A 24,451-nucleotide genomic window follows, 5' to 3' on the forward strand; every position below is an offset into this window, starting at 1 on the left:
CTTTCACTGTTTTAAATTCAGGGGCGCAATTAATCTATAGTCCTAAACCCCCAATTGTCTGTATCATCCTTCACGAAGTAAAAGGAAAGATTGTTAAAATTATTTATAGAATGAATTGGACTATATCAGCTAAAAGAATGCAGATAGCTTTTTAATTCGTCCCACCCCGCAGTTTCATCATTGGATTTGATACGAATCAGTTTGAACTCAGTGTATGTGCACAAAGTATCCTTCATTTTGTCATTCATGATTGTTTTTGGATCATTACGGTGATGCCTGCCGTCGTATTCGATTGAGCAGAGCGGCTGCAAAGATTCTTTTTCATAAATAACAAAGTCCAAGTGACTCGTAAAGTAAAAGTTTCTTAATGAATAATCTAATTTTAGATTAATTGATAAAACATCTTTTATGGGGACTTTGGGAAAGACAAGTAAGGGCATACCACCAAGGAATATTAGGAGTTTTTTATAAATCATCCGCTCGCCTTCATGCATAAGTTTAATACGGTTTTCTTGCTGTATTATTTGGTTGAATGCAATGGATAATTCTATTGAAGGGCAATGAAAGCTACTTGCTTCAATTGTGTAAATATAACGGCTTAGTTTAGTCAAATAACCTTGTCCGTTATCTATCTGTGCAAGATTTCCAACTATCATGAAATAATCAAGTGCACGGGTAAGGGCTACATTAATCAACCGGTAGCTGTTCTGTACAAAATTTACTTGAAATGGTGTTGAGCCTTGTGAAATTACTGTGCTGAAAATAATCGCTTTACACTCTCCACCTTGAAAAGAATGAACAGTGCCAACTTTAATATTAGGTTTACTGCGGAATAATTCTATTAACTGTTTTTTCTGAGCAGCGAAAGGGGTTACGATACCAATCTGGTTAATACCATTCTGCTCCAGTCTATTCACAATAGTATTGATTTCTGTTAGTTCTTGATAATTAATTGTCCCTGATACTGAACCATATACATTGGTTGAATAAATTCCAGTTGAATAAGGTTGCCTGTCTGGTTCATTGCGCATCATCCTTAAACGGTTACGGTAAAATTGCTGGTTACTGAAAGACGCAATAGAAGGAATGCAACGGTAATGGTAGTTAAGAAGGTGTGTTCCCCCCTCGCTAAATTCGCAAGCTTGTTCAGCTCTCTCAAATGCAGAATTATTTAGATAACAATAAGGCTCAAGTTCTATTCCTGGTGCGTGTGCTTCAAACAATTTCCTGCTAAAAGTGTCCTCAATTGAAACGATATGACTCAGCTGATTGGAATCTCCGAATAAACAGGCTTTACGTGCTGATTGAAGCACACAAAAAATGCTTGGAATGGAACACTGGGAAGATTCATCTATGATCGCAAGATCAATAGACATTCCCACTGGAATGAAATTGCGTGCAGACAAACTGCTAACGAGAAGGACAGGAAACAGTTTTAGAAAAGAAGGAAAGGCAGATGAATTATTTTTAATATTTCCTTTCTCACGCAGTTCCTGAATTAAAGCTTTTATTTTTTGGAGCTCTTTCATATCTTTAAGAACAGGCTCTGCAGTGTGAAGCCATTGGTGTTGTAAAAGATAAAGGTCAATCTCATTTTTCTTTTCATATAAAATTTCAAGGTCTGCTGAGGACTCCTGTTGGCGACTCTTTATTGCAGACAACTCTTCAACAAGTTGAGTACAGCGTAATTCAAGGTTGATAACTTTAATAATCTCCTCACAGAAGGCCAGAGACTGAATGGGAGCGTTGCTGTCAATGTATTCCCAGAGCTGTCTTGCCCCGATGTAACTCAACTGCTTTTTTATACGGAATTTCATATAGGTACGTAGTCTTCCAGCTATGTATGAACGAAATTTTCTGAAAATGCCATTACCGTAGAGTTGTAACGGTTCATCGACCAGTTCACGTAGACGAAATTCTATTTTCTCATTAGCAATTGAAATAGACTCTAGATCATTTTTCATAGGAATCAAGTGGTTCAGCCGCAATCTATCATTGAGGACGTTAATTAGGTCCTTAAGCTGATTAATTGTGCTAGTCAGATCAATAATTTGATTCTCGATCTGTTCAGTATGAGTTATTTCATCCATTAAGGCTTGACTCTTACTTTGATATGCTAAATAAGACTCCATAGTAAGTATGTTATTCGGGGTTGTTTTCACTATCTCTATCATACGCTCTAAAGCATACTGAATAGGTATTGCAGCTTCCTTGTTCTTGGCGTTACTTCCTAAGCGGGCGTATCCGAAAAAGTATTTGTTTATTCCGTTTGCATCCAGTTTCTCTACAATATTATCTACTGCTTGATTGTTTGTACTAGCAATAACACAAGTTTTTTGGTGATTGACCTGGTTGGCGATCAAGTTAAGAATAGTCTGTGTCTTGCCAGTTCCTGGAGGTCCCTTAACAATATTAATGGTATGATTTATATCATGCATTACGTTATTTTGAGGAAGATTGCCAGGTACAATATGAATGAGTGACGGGTCTTCTGAGACCTTTGGAATTGCGAAGCTATGATTAAGATAACTTTTGAGAATGGGACTTGGCTCAAATTTATCTTCTAAAATTGCCTGAATCTCCTGTGAGACATGATAGTTACTAAAATCGGAGTTCTTCGCCGGGAAGATAGTGTATACAGGCAAGTTTCTTGTTTCTTCGAGATCGGCAATTTCAAGTAGTTGTGTAACCATTGTATGGTCATTCAAGAATTCAGCAGGATTTGAGGAGAATTGCTCTTTCAAGTGATTAAGAATATTAAGAGAGTTCTTATCGGCCAAAGCTTTATATATTTCCTTATGAAACCCTGATTGATCAGCCTTATAGAGATTATGATCTGATTGAAATGTTGAACTACTCCAGAGAATTAATGGAATATAAGTATCCTTCTTATTTATTTTTATCAACGGATAGCCAAACATAATTAATTGGTTATCTTTTAGATTTTGGCTTAAATGCTCATAACGTTTAACGATATCCTCTATGTTAAACGGATCAATCTTTGCGTGGTGTAAATCTGTATTTTTGAGTTGAGTCGAAAAATAGCCTTCATATTTTAAACATTCTGAATAATACTGAAGCAGCGCCTTGGTAATCATGTAGTTCTCCTTATGGAAAATATAGTATTGCTGTATCTATTATCCTATAAAAGTATTGGAAATGTTATGAAAAAAGTATGTATCTAAAAAACTATAAATTTAATAAGTAAGATTTATTTTGGTATCAGTTTCTTTTCTTACTCAGTGTATAATAAGAGGAGTATTATCGTTATAAGGAATTTATTGTAGAAATGGAGAAAGATGAATGCTAACTGGAGAAGTGCGTAATAAGATTGACAAAATATGGTCTGATATCTGGGCTGGTGGGATTAGTAATCCTTTAACCGTTATTGAACAGTTGACTTACCTGATGTTTATCCGTTCACTGGATGAAAAGGAATTGGAGAACGAGAGTTTTGAGGCGATTAGCGGAGCAGAGGTGCCGAAAATATTCCCTCAAAACGAAGACGGACAGAATATGCGCTGGAGTAAGTTCAAAACCAAAGACGCCCGTATCATCTATGATATTGTTGGCACGCAGGTCTTTCCTTTTATTAAAACGATGAATGGAGAGAACATGACCGCCTTCACACGCTACATGCAGGATGCCATGTTCTTGGTTCCCACACCTCAAGTGCTGCAGAAGATGATTACAGGCCTAGATGAGCTGTATGAGCATGATATTAAGGATCTGGATATGCAGGGCGATCTGTATGAGTACATGTTGGGCAAGCTCGCTTCGGCTGGACAAAACGGCCAATTTAGAACGCCAAAACATATTCGTGATTTAATGGTCCGGCTGATAGCGCCTACACCAAACGATAAGATCGTTGACCCTGCTTGTGGTACTGCGGGTTTCCTTGTCTCTTCAGCTGAATATATCCGTGAAAAATACGAGTCGGAGATGACAGGCGAACAGTGGGAGCATTTCTCCGGTGAGATGTTCTCGGGCTATGATACCGACAGAACGATGTTGCGCCTGTCTGCTATGAACCTGATGTTACACTCCATCAGTCAGCCGCATATAGATTATGTAGATAGTGTATCCAGACAAAATAACGTAGCATCCGCTTATGATATTGTTCTTGCCAATCCCCCATTCACTGGCACAGTGGATGCTGAAAGCATCAATGATAATCTAAGAACTGTTACAGATACTAAGAAGACAGAGCTTCTATTCGTGGCCCTCTTCTTGCGTATTCTCCGTAAAGGCGGACGCTGTGCCTGTATCGTGCCGGATGGCGTACTATTTGGTTCGACTAAGGCGCATAAGTCGCTTCGTAAAGAATTAGTAGAGAATCATCAGCTTCAGGCGGTGATCTCCATGCCAAGCGGAGTGTTCAAACCTTACGCGGGAGTCAGCACAGCGATTCTGCTGTTTACCAAGACAGGGGCAGGCGGCACTGATAAAGTATGGTTTTATGATATGAAAGCCGACGGGTATTCGCTGGATGACAAGCGTTCGCCTATTGCAGCTAACGATATTCCTGATATCATTGCCCGTTATCACAATCTGGAGGGTGAAGTAGATCGTTTGCCGACAGAATCGAGCTTTATGGTAAATAAATCAAAGATTGAAGCCAATGACTATGACCTGTCTATCAATCGGTATAAAGAGGTTGTGTATGAGAAGGTAGAGTATGACAAGTCTGAAGTGATTATGTCTCGACTGGAGCAGTTAAACCTTGATATTGCCTCCAAGATGGAGGAATTGAGGGGGTTGCTTAATGAATAAGTTAATAGAAATTATTGAAAAACCTTTACCTGGAGAATGGGGAGTGGATGATGAAGTAGGCAGTGGTATTCCAGTATTGCGTACGACTAATTTTACTAATAACGGTACCATTAATTACTCAAATGTCGTTACAAGAATAATAGATACTAAAAAAGCGGAAAATAAGTTTTTATCACACGGAGATATTATTATAGAAAAGTCTGGCGGTAGTCCACAACAACCTGTTGGTAGAGTAGTGTTTTTTGAGGGCGAAAATAATAAATATCTTTTCAATAACTTTACATCAGTAATACGACTAAAGGATAAAGAAATTAACTATCCGAAGTATATGTTTTATTATTTGTTTTTTAATTACAGAATGGGCGGTACAAGAAAATTTCAAAATAAGACAACAGGTATTTCCAATTTAAAATTAGATAGATTTATAAAAGAGACTGAGATACCTCTCCCACCAATTGAAACACAAAAACAAATTGCTGAAACGCTGAATGTTGTCGCAGAACTGCTTGTCATACGTAAACAGCAATTTACAGAGATGGATAATTTGATCAAATCAGCTTTTTGCGAGATGTTTGGTAATGAAAATGAGTTTGATAAATGGGAATGTACTACTATAGGAAATGTTGCGAAGGTAACTGTTGGCGTAGTTATAAAGCCTGCACAATATTATACACAGGAATCTAATGGGGTAAAGACATTTCGTTCACTGAACGTTGGTGAAATGTATGTTCGTGATAAAAGCTGGATATATTTCACGCCTGAAGGCCATAAAATACACAGCAAGTCTATCTTGATAGCAGGGGATGTACTTGTAGTTCGATCGGGTTATCCTGGCACATCTTGCGTTGTTACCGAAGAGTATGTCGGCTGTAACGCTGTTGATATTATAATTGCCAGACCTGACGTTATAAAAATCAATCCGTTATATTTATGTGCTTTTACAAACTTTCCTCATGGAAAAAATCAAATTTTTAAAGGGACTAGTGGTGCGGCTCAACAACATTTTAATGTCGGAGCATACAAGGCAATGACCATTCCACTTCCACCTCTCAAACTTCAGAATCAATTCGCTAACATAGTCAACAAAATCGAAGAACAAAAAGCCATCGTCAAACAGGCCATCGACGAAACGCAGCAACTCTTCGACAGTCTGATGAGTCAGTATTTTGAATAATGAGCTCTAACTCTACTCTTATAGTAAGCAAATCGCTTTCATCATTTTACTCATGAGGTGAATCCAATGCCTGCAAACTTTGAATTCTTACAGGGACAAACGGAATATAAGCTGTTTGCTACAGCGGCTATCGAAGCGGAGAAGGTGCTTGCTACCTCTCCGGCGATGGCGGCGGTGGGCAGCAGGAAAGCTTTTGAGCTTGCAGTGAAGTGGGTATATGCTGCCGATAATACTATTACTATGCCCTATAAGGACAACTTGCAGGCATTGATTCATGAGCCAACCTTCAAATTTGCGATGGAGAATCAGACTTGGGGTAAGCTGGGTTACATTATTAAGCTAGGGAACCTCGCGGTACATACGGACAAGAATATCAGTCGTAGCGATGCAGTCTTGTCGCTGGCTGCTTTATTTGAATTTGTGCAGTGGCTTGATTACTGCTATGGGGCTAATTATGAGGAACGACATTTCATTGAAAGCAATATCCCAGCCGAAAAGGTTGTTCTGGATGAAGCAAGGATTAAGGAAAGGGATAGCTTAATCGAACAAAAAGAATCCGAAATTGAGGCTTTGCGTGCCCAAATCGCAGCAATGAGTGATAAACTTACCGCTGACAAAGGCCAGCATCAGGAAGAACGCCACTTTACACCTGGAGATCTTTCGGAGTTCCATACACGCAAGAAATTTATTGATGTTGACCTGAAGTTGCTTGGCTGGACACTCGGAGATGATGTAAGGGAAGAAGTAGAAGTGTTTGGTATGCCTAATAATGAAGACAGGGGGTATGCCGACTATGTGCTATACGGTAAAGACGGTCTGCCGTTAGCAGTGATAGAAGCCAAGCGAACTTCGAAGGACCCGAAAATTGGTACTCATCAGGCCAAGCTGTATGCCGATTGTCTGGAACAGATGACTGGAAGACGGCCGATGATGTTTACGACGAATGGTTTTGAAACGAATCTGTGGGATGATGTTACCTCACCACAGCGTAAAGTAAGTGGGATTTTCTCCAAGGCGGATCTACAGAAGTTAATGAACCGGAGAAATGAACGTAAAGTGCTCAATGAAGTTATTATTGACGACAAGATTACTGATCGTTACTACCAAAAGGAAGCAATCCGTGCTGTATGTGAGAATATCATGGAGGGACACAGACGATCTCTGTTAGTCATGGCAACTGGAACCGGTAAGACCCGAACGGCCTCCAGTTTAACAGATGTCTTATCCCGTGGGGGATATGTAACCAATATCCTCTTTTTGGCAGATCGGAAGGCGTTGGTTAAACAGGCAAAAGATGATTTTAAAAATTATTTGCCTGACATGTCGCTGTGTAATCTGTTGAGCAATAAGGATGACAAAACAGCCCGTATTGTGTTCTCGACTTATCCAACAATGCTGAATGCCATCGATAGGGCAAAGACTGATGATGGGAAACGCCTATTTACGCCCGCTCACTTTGATTTGATTATTGTGGATGAAGCCCATCGGAGTATTTTCAAGAAATTCCGTGCGATTTTTGAATATTTTGATGGTATTATTGTGGGCTTGACTGCTACCCCCAAGACTGAAGTGGACCGGAATACGTATGATTTCTTTGAGATGCAAAATGGTGTACCAACTTATGCCTACACCTATGAAACGGCTGTAGAGGTTGATCATGTTTTGGTCCCCTACTATAACATTGAGGTTACAACAAGATTTTTGGAGCATGGAATTACTTATGATAATCTCTCGCCAGAAGATAAGGCGCGGTATGAGGAAGACTTTACGGATGAGGACGGTGAAATGCCTGAGTTCATTCCATCTCCTGCAATTAACGAATTTATTTTTAATCAGGCCACAGTGGACCGTGTGTTGGAAGATCTAATGACTCAGGGAATTAAGGTGGCAGGCGGGGACCGGCTTGGGAAAACAATTATTTTTGCTCAGAAGAAAAATCATGCCCAGTATATCGTGGAACGCTTTAATAAGCTATATCCTCAATATAAGGGAACTTTCGCTAAGAGGATTGTCTCGGAAGATACCTATACGCAGAGCTTGATTGACGATTTCAAAATACCTGATAAAGAGCCCCATATTGCCGTTTCAGTGGATATGCTGGATACAGGGATAGATGTACCGGAGATTGTAAACCTTGTATTTTTCAAGAGGATTCGTTCCAAAACGAAGTTCTGGCAGATGATTGGCCGTGGGACAAGGTTGCGCAGGGATTTGTTCGGAGAAGGTGAGGACAAGCAACGCTTCGTCATCTTTGATTATCTGGGCAACTTTGAATTTTTCCGTCAGCATAAGGAAGGTCTTCAGGGAAATGAAGGCCAGAGTTTGTCTGAAGCGATCTTTGCGAAGCGAGTACGTTTGATCCATTATTTACAGCAAGCTTGTTTTACTGATGAATCCTATCAGGCTGTCCGTACAGAGTTGATATTAATAGTATTGGGGCAAATTCTTGCACTGAATACTGAGCTCGTATCTGTAAAATTGCAATTACAGCATATAGAAAAGTATAAGCATCGTGAAGCTTTTGTCTGTCTGTTGGATCAGGATAAATCAAATCTTATAATGCACCTTGCACCTATTGTATATATGTCTGATACAGATGAACACGCCAAACGGTTTGATAATTTCATGTATGGTCTGATGATTGCCCAGCTTGAGGAATCGCCGCAATTCAAGAAGGGAAAGAAGCAGCTGATGGAAGTAGCTTCTAGCTTGCTTCAGCGTGCTACTATCCAGTGGATAAAAGAAAAACTACCACTTATTCAGACTATTGGTACGGAGGAGTTCTGGGAGAGTGCAGGTCTACTGGATTTTGAAACAGTACGCAAGGAACTGCGTGGTTTGATTAAATTCATTGTAGATGAAGAAGGTGGTAAAAACCCCATCTACACAAATTTAATGGACGAAGTTCTTGAAATTAATGAAGGGAAAGGAATGTATGAAGCCTATACCTTTGAAGATTATAAGCTTAAGGTGAATCGTTACATTGAGAAAAACCGCGATGCAATTGTAATTCATAAGCTTCGTAATAATATTCCTTTAACTGCGCTGGACTACGAAGTGCTGGAAAAGATTTTTATAGGTGAACTAGGTACGGCTGAGGATTATCAACGGGAATTCAAAGATACGCCGTTTGGCTTATTGGTCCGTAGAATAGCCAAGTTAGAGTATGAGGCTGCCACAGCTGCATTCTCGGAGTTTATTAATGACCAGTCTTTAAACCAGGGGCAAATTGTATTTGTCAAAAAAGTTATAGATTATATTGCTCAGAACGGCTATATCGATAATGTATCTGAACTTGTTAAGCCGCCATTTGATAAGCCGCAAAGTTTTGTGAAGTTGTTCGATGGTGCGAAACAAAAAAAGCTGGTGGAGACAGTCACAAGGATTAAGGATAATGCGGTAAAGGTTATTGGGTAAGATCAATTGCTTTCCAGTATTATTTTTATTTAATTCGATATCCGCATTAAAATATTAGTTTTATCGCTTACAATATGACTGTATGAGAGGGAATATCAAAAGTTTCTCCGAGTGATTAGTTATGAGGGGGAGATATGGTGAGTTTTCCGATATGGTTTATAGAAACAATTCAGGATCGATTAGTTGAAGTAAGTGCACTAATTGAACATCAATCCGAGCCTAGACGAGTTTTTGATGAAGAGCGCAAAGCTTTTGAAGAATTATTTGCTTCCATCGATATTGTGCATAAGCCAGAATTTGAAAACTGGGAAGATAAGCTTTCCATAAAGCAATCTGTTCTTTATGAACGTTTATATCTACAGGGACTTAAGGATGGGATGCAACTTGCACAAGCTTTTACTGCTACTTAGGAAATAATACAAACATTATTTCAGGGCTGTTCATTCGACAGTCCTTTTTTATGCTTATTTTTGGAAGGGATATCTCCTAGATTGTCGAATTACCATAAATATTGTAAGTCCAGATGAAGGGGTGTTAACTATGGGGAATATGTGGCTTGTAAGAGCGGGGGAGAAAGCATACCTTATCGACGAATTCAAAGAAAAGCAAGCGATCGCGATAGGTTGGGCTCAATTGGGGAATGTCAGTACAGTGAAGACTTTGGCAGAAGTGAAGAGGCTTTTGAAGTTAGCGTATCCTGAATACAAAGAAGGTAAGATCAATATAACTGCTGGCCAGATTTTTCGGTTTGTGAGTGATTTTAAAATAGATGATCTTGTAATCACTTATCATCCGGAAGAGCGTCTTTATTACATAGGAAGAGTTGTTTCAAATTATGAATATAAACCTGATTATATTACGGATAAGCCACAAATTCGCAGAGTAAATTGGGAGGGGACAGTATCTAGAGATGTTTTGTCAGCCAGTGCTCGGAATACGCTTGGTTCTATTATGACTATTATTGCTATACCCAATGAAGTTCAGAAGGAATTGCTCAAGCAAATGGCGGCTGGTCAGGCAGTTGTTAATTCATCAGATCAAACAATAGAGCCTGTGAAAGCTGATACAGAGGAGGAGGCTGAAGAATTAGAGATCATCAAGGATGACGTTATTGAGAAGTCCAACGAGTTTATTAAGGATAAGATTGCTAAGTTAGACTGGGAGCAGATGCAAGAACTTGTGGCAGGTGTACTCCGAGGAATGGGGTACAAGACGCGAATCTCACCTAAAGGGCCGGATCGAGGAAGAGATATTTTTGCATCTCCAGATGGTCTAGGGCTTGAAGAACCAAGGATTATAGTGGAAGTAAAGCACCGTTCAGGCAGTATGGGATCTAGTCACATACGTAGTTTTACTGGAGGATTAAGAGTAGGGGATCGGGGGATTTATGTATCTACTGGTGGATTTACCAAAGAAGCCAAATATGAAGCGGAACGATCAAATATCCCTTTATCGTTAATAGACTTGGATCTACTAGCGGAGTTAGTAACGCAATATTATGATCAATTTGATTCAGAGACACGGACTTTAATACCGTTAAGGAAGATATATTGGCCGTTATAAGTTTGGGGTTTTTAGATAACTAAGGATGTGGTGTATCCACATCCTTAGTTATTGATACATTCTAAGATTTAGTCAAATACCCATACAACTTACTCTCAACAGCATTCTCTAATAGCAGATTTATATGCACAACGGATATAGACTTATTATTTTTGTCCAGCATAGATGCCTGTACAGCAGTTTTTTGATCGGGATGTGCTTTACCTAAGTAGTAGAATTCTGTTCCATCTGCATCATCCTTTTTCACGAAAACATGAAGGTCGATTTCTAGACGATCTGCCTCAAGAATTGTTTTAACCTCCTTAGATTCAAGTTTTCGTTTATTTTTTGTTGACCACATTAAAACCTCTGTATTGATAAAGTTTTCTTTATATTTCGTACTTGCTTCTATTTTTTCATTTTTGTGATAGGTTACAAAGATAGGGCAAGTTTGATGCTTTGTTTTATAGCCATATATCGTTGAGCCCTCGTCATTATTCCAATTCAAAAGTTTACAAGCATCTTTTCTGGAATACTTCCTGTATAAAGTTAAAGATTCGCCAGGACTGTACTGTTCATTTTTATGAAAAGCAGTCTGAATAATATCAATCACCATTTCTCTAAAGTACGTGTTATTCTTTAGCGAATAAGCCAACGTTGGATGGAACACATAATTTTGAGACGGATCGAATTGCACTACAGCTATTTCTCCATACTTTTTTCTTGTGGCTTCAGTGAAAAAAGATAAATTTAGAACACGTAAGACAGAATCCAACGTTGCGGAATCGGTTAGGCAGCCATCCTCCATAAGTGCATTCATATACTCGGTCGAAGTAACACTATCTCCAGAGAGTAGTAAGTTTATTAATATAATCTCATGTCTGCGTTTTCCATTTAGAATCTCTTCCGATAGCATTACTATATAACTTTTCTCGTGCTCTGATAAGATGGGAATATTTTCTTTAATCTTTTGTAGAAAGTGATAATAACTTGAATGCTCATCAGTGAATATAAGCGGATCAATTGAGTTTGCTTCAATGAAATCCATCAGTTTGGGTATTCGATTAAGGCGATTTTTAAGTTGAGAGTAAGATTCTTTAAGAATCTTAAGTGCTGTTAGATTACTATTACTAATCGAGCGATAAATTTGTTGAAGGGCAATTTCTTCGAAGTTAATGGTTGAGATGCCCTTAATATAACTGGTGTCCTTCATGTGACGACGAATATTATCCTTGTTTTGAGTCTTGTCTCCTGACAGGGCTACAGGAATCAGATAATTATTTTTATAGTTACCAATAAAGTCGATAATCGTGACGAACTCTTTATTAGGATGCTTACGTAAGCCACGTCCTAGCTGCTGAACAAACACTATACTGGACTGAGTTTGACGAAGCATCACAACTTGGTTAATACAAGGGATATCGATTCCTTCATTGAAAATATCTACAGTTAGAATATAGTCTAGGTTACCTGATTCAAGATCAGTTACACAGCGCTCCCGTGTTTCTTGACTATCGCTTCCAGTCAAAGCTACTGTACGATAACCTTTCATATTTAGAATGTTAGATAGTTCGATAGCTTCTTCTCTGCGACTACAAAAGATTAAGCCCTTTATGGCTTCCCCTGAGTAACCGTAATACTCAACCTTTTCAATTAAATAAGAAACTCTTTCATCAGTGATTAGCTGGGAGAGTAGAGTCGTATCATCAATGATTTGGCCGTTGTATTCAAAGTCTGTAACTCCAAAATAGTGAAATGGACACAACATATCTTCTTCCAAAGCTTCTTGAAGGCGGATTTCGTAAGCAATGTTGTAGTCGAATAGTTCATATATATTAAATTCATCAGTGCGTTCTGGAGTTGCTGTCATGCCCAATAGAAACTTAGGTGTGAAATGTTCGATAACTTTAAGGTAGGAACGTGCTCCTGCTTTATGAACCTCGTCAATCAAAATATAATCAAACGCCTCAGGATTAAAATTACTTAATGAGGAGTTCTGAGAGATGGTTTGAATTGTAGCAAAGAGGTACTTGGCTTCTGTTTCTTTACTATTTCCAGATAAAATACCGAAATCACTGTCCGTACCGCCTAGTATTCGTTGATAATCAGATAAAGCTTTGTGCAATATTTGTTCTCTGTGTACTACAAAGAGCATTCTCCTGGGAGCAAAGTTCTTCACGTCAAAAGCAGACAGATAGGTTTTTCCTGTTCCTGTCGCTGAAATAACAAGTCCTTTAACTTAACTGCCCCTGTTGTGCGCAACTCCTTTATATTTTGTAGTGCTCTCTCCTGCATTTTATTAGGTGAGACTAAACCAGATTCAATTTGAGGAAATTTGTCAGGAGTTAAGGGCATTGCTAGTCGATCATTTCGGGTTACCCTCTGAACCTCTTCATAAAGGATTTGATATAATTCGATCCATCTATCGGTAAGTGGAACAGCATTAAGCCATACCTTTTCAAACTCACTATGGAACTGCCCAAGAAGGCCCCCATGTTTAAATGAGGTTAATTTCACGTTCCATTCGTAGTTGGCTTTTAATGCTGCCGCAGTCAGATTAGAGCTTCCCATAATGATTGTTGAATGATCTTCATGTTGAAAAACGTAACCTTTAGCATGAAAACCACTTAGATCTGTTAAACGCACCTCAACATTCGTTATTTTTAGCAACTCTCTATATATCTTTGGCTTGTTAAAGTTTAGATAATTTGAGGTTAGGATTTTACCACTAATCCCTCTTAATTTCAGATCAGCTAAATGTGACTTAAGGGTTGCTAAGCCACTCTCAGTAATAAAGGCAACAGAAATAATGAAAGAGGAACAACGGTCCAGCTCCTCTAACAAAGGCGTAAGTACATAATCATTAGTGTCCTTATTATTGACTAACAGTTTTGGCTTATATTTATCTGGCGAATCCTGTTGATGGTCAATAAACGCCCAGCTTAAAGAATTGTTTAAATGTAGAAGGGGATTGTCCATTTCATTTCCCCAGTGTTTCTTGAATTTTTTGAACAGCAGGAATATCGGCAGGCGCCCATTCTAAAGACATTAATTCATTAGCAGGTAACCATTGTATGGCAACATGTTCAGTTAAGGTTGGTGTGCCTTTTAATAGATTGCAATAAAAAGTAGTGAGATGAACAAAACCAAAGTCATATTCGTACACAGTGGTCTCGATCGCTTCACCTATTTCAATTGTGCAGTTCATTTCTTCATCGATCTCTCGTTTTAGTGCAGACTGTGGTGATTCTCCGTCCTCAATTTTCCCGCCTGGGAATTCCCACATGTAGGCCAATGCTTTGCTGGCTCCCCGCTGTGCACAAAGTATTTTTTCATTTTCAATGATCACAGCACCAACAACATGGATATGTTTTTTCATTAGTTAGTTCCCTCCGGTTATGCAGCTTAATGAGAAAGATATGGATTCTGCATTGATAATACTATTTTAGTATACTTTCATGAATGTTTACATACTGCATATAAGGAAGAGTCCGACCGGCAAATGCCCTATGGAGGCAGTACAATTTTGCAGGACTGGAGTAAGTTGCTTCTTTTCGATTGCTTGGGCATTTTTTCTGTAACAGAACTGAGATTTTTTTACTTTATGAACTGATTTGTGGTATAGTAAAGGCAGAAAAAACGTAGAATACAAAGAGAGCCGTGCGGCAAACACGACTCTCGGAGCAATAGCCGCTTTTAAGGGCGGTGGCTTCAAAAGGTAAACCGTCAAAAAATAGACCGCGTCCCTTGGTGAGGGCGGTCTATTTCTTTTTGAGGTAATTTAGCAGAGCGATAATGAACATGCCAAACATGAACATCAGGGACAATGCTTGATAAACCTCCATTGGCGTCACCTCCCTTCCGGGAGATTAGCCGACCGCCCATATAAGCCTTTCTATTGCTTCAGCGATTATACCACGAATGGAAATATTTGAATATACGAACAGAGCAGACTCTTCCAATGGATCTCGCCGGAAGAGTGGGCTCGGGCTAATGAGAAATTTTAAGAGAGTGGTACATTAGGCAGGAGTAAGTATAATAAAAAAGAGAGCCGTGCTGGACACACGACTTTCGGAGCAATAGCCGTTTATAAGGGCGGCGGCTTCTAAAGGTTATCCATTGAAATAGGACGCTTTCCTTTGGCCGGGGTGGCCTGATTCTTTTTGTGGAAAGAGAGAATCAACACAACCAGTGTCACGTAAGAAATCATTAGGGTCAATGCTTGGTATACCTCCACAGGCATTACCTAAAAGCTCTCGCAGAAAGCTACTTCGTAAGCTTAAGGTTTTCCAGTCTACTGAGTAATTCTAAGAGAGTCGTGCAATGGGCAGGAGAAAGTATAGTGAAAAAAGAGAGCCGTGCAGCGAACACGACTCTCGGAGCAATAGCCGCTTTTAAGGGCGGTGGCTTCAAAAGGTAAACCAGTCAAGAAATAGACCGATTCCTTTGGTGAGGGCGGTCTATTTTTTTGTAGTAATTTTGAATATACTCACCCATCCCCCTAACCAAGCTTAAAAGCAGGCTCCCCCACCTGCCTTTGGGCTTTTTTTCATGCCTCTAAAACCCCCTCTCTGGAAATTTTTTCTCCCATCGTAATACTTCCGCCATGTTCGCCCCGCTGGATATCAGCGATGATAGAGCCTGTAAGGTAACGCCAAGCGCGTACATCCTACATCCGGTTCTTATCCGAACGGGCGTAACGAGGCGGGGACCTCTGGTGATCCCGCAGTGCCGGCATGTATGTTACGGTATCCTGTACGGTCCGTTGCGGTAAGAGCAGATAAGGGGTTCGATTCCCCGATCGCCTTCACAGCGACGTTGGTTACAGTACTCGATTTCCATCGAGCGACTATTGAAGCACAATCGGAGTAAGCCAACCAATGGACAGAATCTCTGGCGGCTAGTCTAGCGCACTGCGGAAGGGCTTTGCAATCCGTGGATACCGATGGTGCGGCAGCTGGGGAGGAATTGGCAAGGACAGAAGGGAACGAAGGCTGGCTGAAGGTTGGGTTAGCCTCAGGTCTCAAGAGTCCTCCCGGACCTCCCGGCAGACCGCCTGTCTCAAACGTGATTCCGCCTGATCTGCAGCGGGATTCTGTCATCCATTGGCCAATCAAGAAGGGGGTAATACATATGATGTTGAAGCCAATCACGATTCAAGCGGACCAGCGCGGTCTGCTCTTTCATAAGGGAAGTTATGTGAAGCGGCTGCTGCCGGGAACCTACCGTTACTTCTCATGGTCGCAGCATACGGTGGTAGTACTGAACATTGGCAGACCGTTTAATGTCGAGGGCAAAGATCTGGAGCTGTTCTTACAGGAGGATGAACTCCTGAAGGAGCTCGATGTCGTACGCGTACAGGATCATGAGATCGTTCTGCACTATGAGGATGGTCAATTCAAGCAGCTGCTGAAGCCGGGTGTGTATGCTTATTGGAACCTCCTGAGGAAGCACACCTTCGTCCATACGGATATTAGGCAGCCGGAGCTGCCTGCCGGGATTGATCGCTCGATTATCCCGAAGCTTACTCCGTATGTGCAGTGCTACGAGATTGCGAGCTACGAGCAGGGCTTCCTGTTCTATGATCATACACTCCAGCGGGAGCTTACGCCGGGTAAGTATTATTTCTGGAAGGGACCGGTCTCGGTGCTGACCAAGACGGTCGATCTAAGACAGCAGCAGATGGATCTGGTGGGTCAAGAAATGATGACAGAAGATAAGGTCTCGCTGCGTCTGAACTTCGTATGCCAGTACACCATCGTAAGTCCGCACCGTGTTCTGGAGATGAAGGGGTTTGACGAGCAGATCCACATCCAGCTTCAGCTCCTGCTCCGGGAATATGTCGGGACGCTGAGGTTGGACGATCTCCTGAAACGAAAAGAGGATGTGGCCACCTTCATTCTGTCCCGTATCCAGGAGAAGGGAGAAGAATTCGGGGTACGTTTTGTCGGGGCGGGGGTGAAGGATGTCATTCTGCCGGGGGAAATGAAAGACATCCTGAACACCGTCCTGCTCGCCGAGAAGAAAGCGCAGGCGAACCTGCTTACCCGCCGGGAAGAGACGGCTTCAACACGCAGCCTGCTGAATACGGCGAAGCTGATGGACGAGAATCAGACGCTGTTCCGGCTCAAGGAGCTGGAATTCCTCGAGAAGATATGCGACCGGATCGGCTCCATCTCGGTTACGGGCGGCGGCGATCTGCTGGAGCGGTTAAGCTCACTCATCGGGGCCAATAAGTAGACGACTTAAGATATAAGTAAAAGACGCCCGGGAATGTCTCCCCGCAGCGTCTTTATTTGTTAACTTATTGATAAGTTCCAGTATACTTAGGCGATACCAGCTTAGTGCCGGTAGCTTCTTTGAGTTCCTGGACGCGGGCGTTCTTCGCGGCTTCGATATCCTTCAGGCCCAGCTTGTCCAGTGTGGCGAGGGCTTCTGTGTAGACGGATTCGAATTCGGCATCGCTTTTGGCGAAAATGATTTTGGGAACGATCTGTGCCCAGTAGACATTGATTTTCGCTTCGGCATTGGCTTCCTTGGAGCCGGGCTCATACGCATCGAACAGGTTGCCGGAGTCCATAACATCATTGCTGAACATATATTTGGCTGTGCCGGAGAACAGCTTGTCCATATATTCCGTCTGCTCGGTCTTCTCGGCTTCTTTGACATCCTTCAGCCATACCTCATTAACCATCCACCAGATGGAGTCGAAGCCCCATTTCTTGGAGGCGGCGTTCCAGTCCTTGTTGATCGCTTCCTCAATTTCGGAGTTCAGCTTGTATTTACCGTCTGCTGTTACCGTGAAGGTCTCGCCTTCCTTGCCGAAGCTGTTGACGGTTTGGCCATGCTCGCTGTATAGATACTCCAGGAACTGAATTGCGCGGTCCTGCTGCTTGGACTTTTTGTTGATAAAGGTCAGGGTCCAGCCCTTGTTGAGCGATCTGCCGTATTGCGGCAGCGTGCCTTCCTTGGACTGAATAGCGTCAACGGTTACATATTTCGCTTCCTTATCCGCTTGGTAGAGGTTGTTGACCGGGTCTTTGTAGTCGGCATAGCTGCCGATCTTCATGAAGATCGAGCCTTGCGTCATTTTCTCCGCAATCTGGTTGTGGTCGCTTGTGAAATTCTCCAGTGATAGCAGATCTTCCGAATACAGCCGGTTGACGAATTTCAGCACATTCTTGAACTCGCTGGTGCGGCGGACATCTGAATAAGAGCCGTCCTCTGTCTCGCTAACAGCGCCGAAGGAGCCGCTTAGCACGCCCAGGGAGTCGTTGATATACTTATCCTTATCGTCCAGATAGACCGGAATGATATCCATACCGTTATATTTCACCCCGGCAGCCTTCACCTTCTTCAGCGCTGCAATCAGGGAATCCTCCTGCTGCAGGTCTTCCATAGTAATGCCAAGATCGTTCATGATGTCCTGGCGGACCAGAATCTGGCCGTTGGAGCGTTCATTGTAGAACTTCTTCACCCCGGGATACTGATCCAGCATCTCCGGAGATACATAGTAGTTCGGAATGGAGTAGAGATTGCCGTCCGGCTGGGTGTACCAGTCTACCATGGATGGCGGCAGAATGGTGGTCAGGTACGGATCATACTCCTCCATCAGCTTGTTAAGGGGAGCCACCGTGCCGCTGCTCATCAGCGTCTGGATCAGCGAGTTGCTGTTCCAGCGGTCCAGTGTGATAATGTCGGGCAGATTGCCGGTTGCCATCATCACGTTAAATTCGGAGTTCACATCATTCCCTGCGAGTACATAATCTACGCTGACGCCGGTCTCCCCGGTAATAAGCTTGTCTACATAGTTGTTCTGCGCATCCCATTTCTTGGAGTACCCCGGTACGCCTACATACCAGGACAAGGTGGCAGGCGCCGTGTTGGATTTCCAGCCGGGATCTGAGGCTGTTGCTGTATTTGTGCCTGTGTCCCCGCTGCCGGCAGTCGCTGTAGGCGACGGGGTGGTTTCGTTATTGGCGTTGCCCGCTTTAGAGCAGCCGGTTAAGACGAGTGTCAGACTGAGACAGATGGATAATAAGGCCGTTGCTGTTTTCTTCATTTTTTTACCCCCAAGTTATCATCGTAAGCTATATGTTCATCCAACCTTAAGCGGATTTATCCTTTGACAGAGCCTATGAGCATGCCCTTGATGAAATATTTCTGTACAAAAGGATAAATCAGCACAATCGGGAGCGATGCGGCGACCATGGCGGCTAATTGCAGGGTCGTTGTCGTGACGGTACTGTGCGCCGTGCCGACGGTGCCCGACATATTAGCCAGCAGTAGAGCGGCTTCCGTGCTTTGAACCAGTTTCAGGATATAGAGCTGGACCGTCTGCAGATGATCGCCGAACGTATAGATCATGGCGTCATAATAAGCATTCCAGTGGCCGACAGCCGTGAAGAGCGAGACCGCGGCGATCACGGGCTTGGATAAAGGCAGAATAAACTTGAAAAAGATGGTGTATTCCCCGGCCCCGTCGATTTTGGCGGATTCGATCAGTGCTTCCGGCAGCTCGGCGAAATAGGAGCGGAACAGAATCACGTTCCAGAAGCTGAACAGGGCCGGAATAATGAACACCAGGAAGTGATTGTACAGTCCCAGCGAGTTGATCAGAATGAAGAACGGAATCATTCCGCCGCTGAGGTACATACTGCTGAGTCCCAGCATGGAGTAGAATTTCCGGTATTTAAGGTTCTGGCGGGAGAAGGCGTAAGCGAACATAGCTGTAAACACAATATGGGTGAACGTACCGATCACCGTCCGGGCCACGGTAACCCCGAAGGCCCGGATCAGAGCGCTGTCGCTGAACAAAGCGCTGTAGTTGTCCCAGGTGAACTGCCGGGTGAACAGGTACACGCCTCCTCTGGCATAGTCTGCGCCTTCGTTGAAGGAGCCGATCACTGAATACCAGAACGGATAGAGCGTAAATACAATCAGAATGAGCATAATCAGAACATTGCATGCATTGAACAGATGTTCCCGCCATGAGCGATCCTTAACCACGAGCGTACCCCCTAGAAGATTCCTCTTTTTGTTATTTTTTTGGCCGTGAGGTTGGCAAGATAGAGCAGGACGAGCGCAATGACCGTCTTCATCAGACCCACAGCCGTAGCGTATTCCATACGGAACTCCCTGAGCCCCACCTTGTAGACATAAGTGTCAATGACCTCGCTGCTATCAATATTCAGAGGATTCTGAAGCACGAAGAACTGGTCGAAGCCGCTGTTCAGGATATTACTAATGGAGAATACGAGCAAAATGACAATCGTGCCGGTAATGGACGGCAGCGTGATGTGCCAGATACGCTGGAAGCGTGTGGCTCCGTCCATGTAGGCCGCTTCGTACATTTCCTGATCGATGCCCGCAATGGCGGCGAGATAGAGTATGGCCCCCCAGCCCAGCTCCTTCACGAGATTCGTGAGCACGGCAAGCAGCCAGAAGTAGTCCTGTTCCCCAAGGAAATGGATCGGCTCGGAAATGATCCCAAGCTGCAGCAGCACATAGTTAACGACACCGCTGCTCGGCGACAGAATGTTGATAATCAATCCGCCGAAGATGCTCCAGGAGATAAAGTGAGGCAGATAAGTGACCGTCTGCGTCAGCTTCTTGAAATGCTGGGAAGTCAGCTCGTTGAGCATCAGTGCGAACAGGATGGTCAGGGGGAAGTTGATGAGCAGCCCCAGGATATTGATGCCAAGCGTATTGCGCAGCATATTCCAGAAGTTGATATCGTTCACGAACTCCTTGAAATTGTCCAATCCGACCCATTCTGCCGTAAAGATGCCCCGAATTCCGGTGACGATGTTATATTCCTTGAAGGCAATCAGTACACCGTAGAGCGGAATAAATGTAAAGACGAGAATGAATATAATACCGGGAAGAATCATGGTCTGAAGCGACAGCTGATCCTTGTTCCGGAAGTTCCTGCCTGTGCCCGGGGATTTGCGCGCCGCGAGCGTAGCCTCTGAATCTGTCATCTGGCAACCTCTTTTCTCTTGTGCTTCATCAATTGTAAGCGGATTAAGAAAGCGATAACAGGATTGGAGGTTATGAAAAGGTATCATTATTCATCCTGAACAGACAAAAAGCCCCTCCTTTCGCGTGAGCGAAGCGGGGAGCCTGCGATCATGAGGCAGAGTGAGACAGAGTGGGGCGGAGGAAGCTCCGCTTAGGTTGAGTTCACCGGGAATGCTTCTGATATTCCTTCGGACTAACCCCGAAATAGCTTTTGAAGACACGGGAGAAGTTCTTAGGGTTGCTGTAGCCGAGCTGCTCGGATACTGTATGGATTTTGACATTGAGTCCGCTGAGGGCCTGTCTGGCGTATTCCATCCGCTTCATCGTGACATAATCCTGGAAGTTGACCCCGGTGCTGTCCTTGAACATTTTACTGAAATAGTTATAGCTCATATTACAATAATTGGCGATAAAAGCCATGTTGATGCCGTTCAGCAGCTGCTCCTGCACATAGGTCTTGGCAATCTCCACCACATCGCCGCTGTGCGCCAGACTTGCGCGGGCTTCGATCATGTGCAGGATGCAGGACTTGAGGTACAGCCGCAGGGCCTCGCTTCGTTCGAAGGTAGAGAGGTCGCGCTTCTGGCCGGGCAGCCAGCCGATCGTGTGCAGGATGATCTCGTAATTATGGCGAATGCTGCTCATGCTGCTGCTCTTCAGGGCTTCTTCGTTAAAATAATGCTGGATCAGCGGGAGCACCTGCTCCCGGCGCCCCATATCGATCAGCTCCACCAGCGTTCTCAGATGCTCCGGCTTGATCCGGGTATCTTCCTTGTTCAGAGTATCCTCGTACACAATAAGGCTGTGCCGGGAGGCGGTCAGCTTGTACTGAAGCGTATCCAGTGCGCTCTGGTAGGCAAAGGCCAAGCCGCTCGTGCGGCTACCGGACTCCGTAGCACCGGCTGCTGCGGGCTGAACCGCGCCGGGTGCGCAGTGGACCGCAGCACCGACGGCAACCGCGGCGGAGCCGTCCGCCAGGAACGGCTGCAGCAGCTTGCGTATGCCGCCGTCGTCATACATCTGGTCATCATAATTGAGCCAGAGGACCAGGTCATTATGGCGGTTATAGAAGGGGAGCAGACTGAGATGGGGCTGCTCCCAATCGGCAGCCAGCAGAATGTGTTCCCAGTTGCCGCCGGCGGAAGGCTCGTGCGGAGCCGGTTGGCTCACGGAGACGATGGCCGCCGCAGTGACAGGATGAGGGAAGCGGCAGCCCAGCTCACCCAGTACGGCCTGGATGGCATCATGATCATCCGGGGCAGTGTGCAGAACCTGATTCATGCCCCGGCTGGCCTTCTCCAGCAGGGCTAGTTTTTGCTCTGAGTGGCCTTCAAGGTCCTGCTGCTGCTCGTGCTGAAGCTCGTGCACCGTCTTGTTCAGCACCTCTGCAAGGTCGCCGGAATGGACCGGCTTCAGCAGATAGTCACGCACGCCCAGCTTGAAGCTCTCCTTCACCAGATGGAAATCATCGTATCCGCTGATGACGATGATCTTATGGCGCTGGTGCCGTTCGCGGAGCGTACGGAGCATCTCCAGCCCGCCCATGCCGGGCATGTTGAGATCTGTCAGCACGATCGGCGGTTCTTCCCGCGCGATCACCTCCAGCGCATCCGCGCCATCGCGTGCGGTCAGCAGCGGGCCGATCTGAGGCACCTTCAGGTACTCGATAATATCCTGAAGGCCTTCGCGTACCATTTTCTCATCATCCACGATCAACAGCTTGTACATCCTTGAGCCCTCTCATTCATAAGGAATTCTAATCTGAACCTTCGTATAGTCATTGCTCTTGCCCTCCATGGTAATGGGGTAGGCGTCGCCGTAATACAGGCGCAGTCTGGAGTTGATATTGTGCAGGCCGATGGAGCGGCGGGGCGGCTCGGCCGCAGGGTCCTCGTAATGGAGCGGGGCGCGAAACTGTTCATTCAGGCCGGCAATCTGTCCTTCCTCCATCCCCCAGCCGTTATCGGTGATATCGATGATGACCTGCTGCTGAATGGCGTAGGCCCGCACCTGGATATGCAGCAGCTCCCGCCGGGCGGTTTGTCCGTATTTAATACTGTTCTCCACGATCGGCTGGAGCAGGAACTTGATCACCGGAAAGGTTTTTAACGATTCCTGGACCTCAATGTCCAGCCTGATCTCCTTGCTGCTGCTCAGCGATTGCAGACTGACGTACTTGCGGATTAAGCCGATCTCCTCGTTCAGCGTCGTATGCAGGGTATTGTCGCTCAGGTTGTAGCGCAGGATCTGCCCGAAATCCGCCAGCCGGTCCGCCGTATCGAAGATCCTGGCCTTAATCAGCTGCATCCGGAAGATGTCTAGGGTGTTGTATATGAAATGCGGGTTGATCTGATATTGCAGCGCCTTGATCTGGGCTTCCTTGCGCAGCCGCTCCTTCATGACCACCCGGTGGATCAGCTCGTTATTGCGCTCGATGAGATCGTTGAAATCATGCGCGAGCTGTCCCAGCTCATCCGGCCTGTTATCTGGAATGCGGATCGAATTGTTGCCGGTAATGACCTGGCGCATGACCGACACAATTTTGTTGAGCCGCAGAAAAATCATTTTGAACATGAAATAACAAGTGATCATCAGCAGCAGAATACTGAACACGATCAGCAGGATCTGATTCCAGACATTTTTGCGGACAGAGGCATTGAGCTGCTCCAGTGATACCTTATACACGAGGCTCTGGCCGATGGAATCGAGGTTACGATGCAAATATAAATATTCTCCCTGGATAAAATAAGCTCTCTTATCGCCGATATGCTGCTGCAGGATGGCTTCTTCCTCTGCTTCGTCCAGCTCTGCGGTAGATAGTCCAATATGGCCGCCGGCATAGAGGAATTGGGCGTTCGACAGATTGGCGGGCTCCTCCTCGATGCTGAATAGGCTGTCCTCGGCCAGCGTAACCACGGCCAGTCCCAGCATGCCGCGGGCAGGCGAATACAGCTTGGTAAGCAGCGTATACTTCCTGCGCTCATCGTGTAAGCTGGCGGGGCCCAGCTCACGGTCATCCGGCAGCAGCCACAGCCGGGTCTCCGAATCCTTTTGCACAAATTGCTGTAGCTTCGGATGAGAAGAATAGTTGCTCAGATGAAAGAAATAAGGCCACGACTCCGGGATGGCGTCATTCCCCATATAGACACGGATGGAATAGTCGTCACTCTCTGAGAAAGCGGTCGCATATTTGATAATGGGCGTGACGGTGTCCAGATATTCCTTCAGAAATTCCGATTGATCCCCCAGATAGGGGTCATTGATGAATTCGAGCATTTTGTTGTTCCGGCTGACCATGGAGGTCAGATCCGATGCCACCTGGATGCGGCCTTCAATATCCCGATAGGATTGGTCGAAGGCATGGGACATATTGGTGATGAAGCTGTCCTGGATGTTGCGCGTAGTATGGGTGCTGTTCCACACGAGCAGGACGGAGAGTAGAATAAAGGGAATGGTATAGAACACAATCATTTTGACCATAATGCTGTTTCTTCGTTTGGATATCATAGCGTTGTCACCTTC

At 44.3% G+C, this 24,451-nt stretch carries 14 protein-coding genes and 1 pseudogene; 6 read left to right on the forward strand and 9 right to left on the reverse strand.

Annotated features, from left to right (window positions below; translation table 11 throughout):
* Nucleotides 1-125: 125 nt before the first annotated feature.
* Nucleotides 126-3,098, reverse strand: coding sequence for an AAA domain-containing protein (locus MKY12_RS02140; RefSeq protein WP_339312730.1), 2,973 nt, complete (start codon nucleotides 3,096-3,098; stop codon nucleotides 126-128).
* Between the two features lie 205 nt (nucleotides 3,099-3,303).
* Between MKY12_RS02140 and MKY12_RS02145 the strand changes: the two genes are divergently transcribed.
* The 5 genes from MKY12_RS02145 (at nucleotide 3,304) to MKY12_RS02165 (ending at nucleotide 10,927) form a co-directional block, all read left to right on the forward strand.
* A complete protein-coding gene (locus MKY12_RS02145; protein WP_339312732.1) occupies nucleotides 3,304-4,773 on the forward strand; it encodes a class I SAM-dependent DNA methyltransferase in 1,470 nt (489 codons plus the stop codon).
* Entirely contained in the window at nucleotides 4,766-5,947 is a 1,182-nt protein-coding gene (locus MKY12_RS02150; protein ID WP_339312734.1) for a restriction endonuclease subunit S, read from the forward strand. Before MKY12_RS02145 ends, MKY12_RS02150 begins: the two co-directional genes overlap by 8 nt.
* 66 nt (nucleotides 5,948-6,013) lie before the next feature.
* Nucleotides 6,014-9,364 carry a DEAD/DEAH box helicase family protein gene (locus MKY12_RS02155; RefSeq protein ID WP_339312736.1) on the forward strand — a complete coding sequence of 1,117 codons (3,351 nt, stop codon included), beginning with the start codon at nucleotides 6,014-6,016 and terminating at the stop codon, nucleotides 9,362-9,364.
* A 137-nt stretch (nucleotides 9,365-9,501) separates the two neighbouring features.
* Nucleotides 9,502-9,774, forward strand: a complete 273-nt coding sequence (locus MKY12_RS02160; RefSeq protein ID WP_339312738.1) for a hypothetical protein — start codon at nucleotides 9,502-9,504, stop codon at nucleotides 9,772-9,774.
* A 130-nt stretch (nucleotides 9,775-9,904) separates the two neighbouring features.
* Nucleotides 9,905-10,927, forward strand: a complete 1,023-nt coding sequence (locus MKY12_RS02165; protein ID WP_339312740.1) for a restriction endonuclease — start codon at nucleotides 9,905-9,907, stop codon at nucleotides 10,925-10,927.
* A 61-nt stretch (nucleotides 10,928-10,988) separates the two neighbouring features.
* On the opposite strand, the pseudogene MKY12_RS02170 reads toward MKY12_RS02165, so the two are convergent.
* The 3 genes and pseudogenes from MKY12_RS02170 to MKY12_RS02180 form a co-directional block, all read right to left on the reverse strand.
* A pseudogene (locus tag MKY12_RS02170) lies at nucleotides 10,989-13,885 on the reverse strand (DEAD/DEAH box helicase).
* A gap of 1 nt (nucleotide 13,886) precedes the next feature.
* On the reverse strand, nucleotides 13,887-14,285 hold the full coding sequence (locus MKY12_RS02175) for a (deoxy)nucleoside triphosphate pyrophosphohydrolase (protein ID WP_036730802.1): 399 nt from the start codon (nucleotides 14,283-14,285) through the stop codon (nucleotides 13,887-13,889).
* 382 nt (nucleotides 14,286-14,667) lie between these two features.
* A complete protein-coding gene (locus MKY12_RS02180; protein ID WP_219214875.1) occupies nucleotides 14,668-14,751 on the reverse strand; it encodes a putative holin-like toxin in 84 nt (27 codons plus the stop codon).
* Nucleotides 14,752-16,042: 1,291 nt separating this feature from the next.
* On the opposite strand from MKY12_RS02180, the gene MKY12_RS02185 reads away from it, so the two are divergent.
* Nucleotides 16,043-17,146 carry a slipin family protein gene (locus MKY12_RS02185; protein ID WP_339314748.1) on the forward strand — a complete coding sequence of 368 codons (1,104 nt, stop codon included), beginning with the start codon at nucleotides 16,043-16,045 and terminating at the stop codon, nucleotides 17,144-17,146.
* 64 nt (nucleotides 17,147-17,210) lie between these two features.
* On the opposite strand, the gene MKY12_RS02190 is transcribed toward MKY12_RS02185, so the two are convergent.
* From MKY12_RS02190 to MKY12_RS02210, 5 genes are all read right to left on the reverse strand, one after another.
* Nucleotides 17,211-18,968: a hypothetical protein gene (locus MKY12_RS02190; RefSeq protein WP_339312741.1), complete on the reverse strand. Its 1,758-nt coding sequence runs from the start codon at nucleotides 18,966-18,968 to the stop codon at nucleotides 17,211-17,213.
* A 56-nt stretch (nucleotides 18,969-19,024) separates the two neighbouring features.
* Complete coding sequence (locus tag MKY12_RS02195; protein ID WP_339312743.1) at nucleotides 19,025-19,915, reverse strand: carbohydrate ABC transporter permease; 891 nt, start codon at nucleotides 19,913-19,915, stop codon at nucleotides 19,025-19,027.
* A gap of 11 nt (nucleotides 19,916-19,926) precedes the next feature.
* Nucleotides 19,927-20,889, reverse strand: a complete 963-nt coding sequence (locus MKY12_RS02200) for an ABC transporter permease subunit (RefSeq protein ID WP_339312744.1) — start codon at nucleotides 20,887-20,889, stop codon at nucleotides 19,927-19,929.
* A 202-nt stretch (nucleotides 20,890-21,091) separates the two neighbouring features.
* Entirely contained in the window at nucleotides 21,092-22,657 is a 1,566-nt protein-coding gene (locus MKY12_RS02205) for a response regulator (protein WP_339312745.1), read from the reverse strand.
* 12 nt (nucleotides 22,658-22,669) lie between these two features.
* Nucleotides 22,670-24,436, reverse strand: a complete 1,767-nt coding sequence (locus MKY12_RS02210) for a histidine kinase (RefSeq protein ID WP_339312747.1) — start codon at nucleotides 24,434-24,436, stop codon at nucleotides 22,670-22,672.
* Between the last annotated feature and the right edge of the window lie 15 nt (nucleotides 24,437-24,451).

The sequence above is a fragment of the Paenibacillus sp. FSL M7-0896 genome, assembly GCF_037975415.1.
Lineage (GTDB): Bacteria > Bacillota > Bacilli > Paenibacillales > Paenibacillaceae > Paenibacillus_AQ > Paenibacillus_AQ silagei.

Coding starts and splice junctions, on each gene's coding strand:
- MKY12_RS02190 (WP_339312741.1), bottom strand. CDS start 18,968: ATGAAGAAAACAGCAACGGCCTTATTATCCATCTGTCTCAGTCTGACA.
- MKY12_RS02155 (WP_339312736.1), top strand. CDS start 6,014: ATGCCTGCAAACTTTGAATTCTTACAGGGACAAACGGAATATAAGCTG.
- MKY12_RS02145 (WP_339312732.1), top strand. CDS start 3,304: ATGCTAACTGGAGAAGTGCGTAATAAGATTGACAAAATATGGTCTGAT.
- MKY12_RS02210 (WP_339312747.1), bottom strand. CDS start 24,436: ATGATATCCAAACGAAGAAACAGCATTATGGTCAAAATGATTGTGTTC.
- MKY12_RS02180 (WP_219214875.1), bottom strand. CDS start 14,751: ATGGAGGTTTATCAAGCATTGTCCCTGATGTTCATGTTTGGCATGTTC.
- MKY12_RS02200 (WP_339312744.1), bottom strand. CDS start 20,889: ATGACAGATTCAGAGGCTACGCTCGCGGCGCGCAAATCCCCGGGCACA.
- MKY12_RS02205 (WP_339312745.1), bottom strand. CDS start 22,657: ATGTACAAGCTGTTGATCGTGGATGATGAGAAAATGGTACGCGAAGGC.
- MKY12_RS02185 (WP_339314748.1), top strand. CDS start 16,043: ATGTTGAAGCCAATCACGATTCAAGCGGACCAGCGCGGTCTGCTCTTT.
- MKY12_RS02175 (WP_036730802.1), bottom strand. CDS start 14,285: ATGAAAAAACATATCCATGTTGTTGGTGCTGTGATCATTGAAAATGAA.
- MKY12_RS02150 (WP_339312734.1), top strand. CDS start 4,766: ATGAATAAGTTAATAGAAATTATTGAAAAACCTTTACCTGGAGAATGG.
- MKY12_RS02165 (WP_339312740.1), top strand. CDS start 9,905: ATGGGGAATATGTGGCTTGTAAGAGCGGGGGAGAAAGCATACCTTATC.
- MKY12_RS02140 (WP_339312730.1), bottom strand. CDS start 3,098: ATGATTACCAAGGCGCTGCTTCAGTATTATTCAGAATGTTTAAAATAT.